The sequence below is a fragment of the Methanofollis sp. genome, from assembly GCF_028702905.1.
GTDB lineage: Archaea > Halobacteriota > Methanomicrobia > Methanomicrobiales > Methanofollaceae > Methanofollis.
Map to the genome: position 1 here is coordinate 1 of NZ_JAQVNX010000185.1, position 2,645 is coordinate 2,645.

General features: G+C 65.3%; 4 protein-coding genes. All 4 read left to right on the forward strand.

Annotation, left to right across the window (positions count from 1 at the left end; genetic code table 11):
• On the forward strand, window positions 1–251 hold a 251-nt coding region (locus PHP59_RS12515; protein WP_300167474.1), incomplete at its 5' end, for a ferredoxin family protein.
• On the forward strand, window positions 248–1,348 hold the full coding sequence (locus PHP59_RS12520; RefSeq protein ID WP_300167476.1) for a 2-oxoacid:acceptor oxidoreductase subunit alpha: 1,101 nt from the start codon (window positions 248–250) through the stop codon (window positions 1,346–1,348). The genes PHP59_RS12515 and PHP59_RS12520, both read left to right, overlap by 4 nt.
• Complete coding sequence (locus tag PHP59_RS12525; RefSeq protein WP_300167478.1) at window positions 1,345–2,133, forward strand: thiamine pyrophosphate-dependent enzyme; 789 nt, start codon at window positions 1,345–1,347, stop codon at window positions 2,131–2,133. Before PHP59_RS12520 ends, PHP59_RS12525 begins: the two co-directional genes overlap by 4 nt.
• On the forward strand, window positions 2,130–2,645 hold a 516-nt coding region (locus tag PHP59_RS12530), incomplete at its 3' end, for a 2-oxoacid:acceptor oxidoreductase family protein (RefSeq protein ID WP_300167480.1). The genes PHP59_RS12525 and PHP59_RS12530, both read left to right, overlap by 4 nt.

Here is a 2,645-nt window from a genome sequence, read left to right on the forward strand (position 1 = left end):
CCAGGTGCAAGGGCTGCAACCTCTGCACCCTGGTCTGCCCATACAGGATATTTCAGGAGGGCACGGCGCCGAACAGGCGGGGCATCGTGGTCCCGACCCTCGACCGTCCTGAGCGCTGTACCAACTGCCGCCTCCAGAAGCTCTACGGACGGGTGCTCTGCGGCGTCTGCCAGATGATCTGCCCGGACCAGGCGATCCGGTGGGTCGAAGAAAAACCCTTTGAACCCGAAAAGGTGGTGATTGAAGATTGACGCGGCTTGAATTCATGCAGGGGAACACGGCCTGTGCGGAGGGCGCCATTGCCGCCGGTTGCCGGTTCTACGGGGGATACCCGATCACGCCCTCGACCGAGATCGCCGAGCACATGGCGCGGAAGATGCCGAAGATCGGCGGGGTCTTCGTCCAGATGGAGGACGAACTCGCCAGCATTGCATCGGTGATCGGCGCCTCCTGGACAGGAGCGCGGGCGATGACCGCCACTTCGGGGCCGGGTTTTTCCCTGATGATGGAGAACATCGGCTATGCCGTCATGACAGAGACGCCGTGTGTCATCGTCGATGTCCAGCGGGGCGGGCCGAGCACGGGCCAGCCGACCCGCGCCTCGCAGGGCGACATGATGCAGTGCCGCTTCGGCTCGCACGGCGACATGAGCATCATCGCGGTCAGCCCGGCCTCAGTGCAGGAGATGTACGAACTCACGGCAAAGGCCTTCAACCTCGCCGACCGGTACCGCGTTCCGGCCTTCGTGATGGCCGACGAGATCATCGCGCATATGCGCGAGAGGATCGAGGTCCCTGACAGCGTCGAGATCGTGCCCCGGCGCCCCCTGGAGAAGGGCACCCTCCCCTTTGCGCCGGGAGAGGACGACGTGCCGGGTTTCCCGGCATTCGGCCACGGCTATGGTGTCCACGTAACCGGCCTCACTCATGACGACCGCGGCTACCCCTCCTCGACCGACCCCCGTGTCCACGAGCGCCTGGTGCGGCGGCTTGTCGGGAAGGTGGAGGGTGCAAACCGCGAGATCGCCGACTACGAGGTGACGAACCCCGACGCCGAGGTCGTCTTCATCTCGTACGGCGCCCCGTCGCGGTCGGTGGCGCAGGCGATCAGGGACCTGGACGACGAACGGGTCGGCCACCTGAGACTGAAGGTGGTCTGGCCCTTCCCGGACTTCGCGCTTGCGGCATTCAAATCCGCCCGCGTCTTCCTGGTGCCTGAACTGAACCTCGGGCAGATGGCGCGCGAAGCGGCCCGCCACACCGCGGTCCCTGTCGTCCCGGTCTCCGAGATCGGCGGCGAATTGCATACGCCGCAACGCCTCATCGCCATGGCGGAGGGATATCTGTGAACTACCAGGACTGGCTGCGGGCCGACAGGTTGCCCCATATCTACTGCGCAGGCTGCGGGAACGGCACGGTGATCAACTGCACCCTCAATGCCGTGAACCAGATGGGCTGGGCCCCCGAGGACACCGTATTTGTCTCAGGCATCGGGTGTTCCTCCCGGGCGCCGGGATACATCATCACCGACTCACTTCACACCACGCACGGGAGGGCGATCCCCTTTGCGACAGGCGTGAAACTCAGTCGCCCTGACCTCCATGTGGTGGTCTTCACCGGCGACGGTGACCTCGCCGCCATCGGCGGCAACCACTTCATCCACGGGTGCCGGCGGAACATCGACCTGACTGTCGTCTGCATGAACAACTACATCTACGGCATGACAGGCGGGCAGGGGAGCCCGTGCACGCCCCTCGGGGCCGTCACGACGACGACGCCGTACGGCTGCCACGAACCCCCCTTCGACCTCGCCTCCCTTGCGGTGGCGGCGGGCGCGAACTATGTCTCCCGCTGGACCTCGTATCATGTGCAGGAACTGACGCGTGCGGTGAAGACAGGGCTGGAGACGCCGGGCTTCTCCCTTATCGAGGCGGTCGTCCAGTGCCCGACCGGATACGGGCGGAAGAACAAACTCCGCGAGGCGCAGGATATGATTGTCTGGATGCGCGACCACGCGGTGCTGCTGAAGAAGTGGCGGCGGATGGACGATGAGGGCACGCCCCACCCGGCCGGCACCTTCCCGGTCGGCGAGTTTGTGCGGCGGAACCTCCCTGCGGCGGGGGTGCCGAAATGAAGCACGAAATTCGCTTCTCCGGTTTCGGCGGCCAGGGGATCATCCTTGCGGCCGTGATCCTGGGCCGGGCCGCCGCCATCCACGACGGCAAATACGCGGTCCAGACCCAGGTCTACGGGCCCGAGGCCCGCGGCGGGGCGTCGATGAGCGCCGTGGTCATCGACGACGACCCGATCCTCTATCCCGAGGTGACGGAGCCCGATATCTACGTGATCATGTCGCAGGAGGGTTTCCTGAAGTACGGGCGTTCGGCGCCCGGGAGTGCCCTGATGCTCGTCGACGCGGAACTTGTCCAGGACCGCCCGGCGTGCCGGCACTACGAAATCCCCTCGACGTACGAGGCAAAAAGCACCCTTAAAAAGGTGATCGTCGCAAATATTGTGATTCTCGGGGCACTGGTGGCGACGACCGGCGTCGTCTCTGAGGCGGCAATCGAGAAAGCCGTCCTTGATTCGGTCCCGAAGGGCACCGAGGACCTCAACCTCAGGGCGCTGAAGCTCGGGTTCGACCTC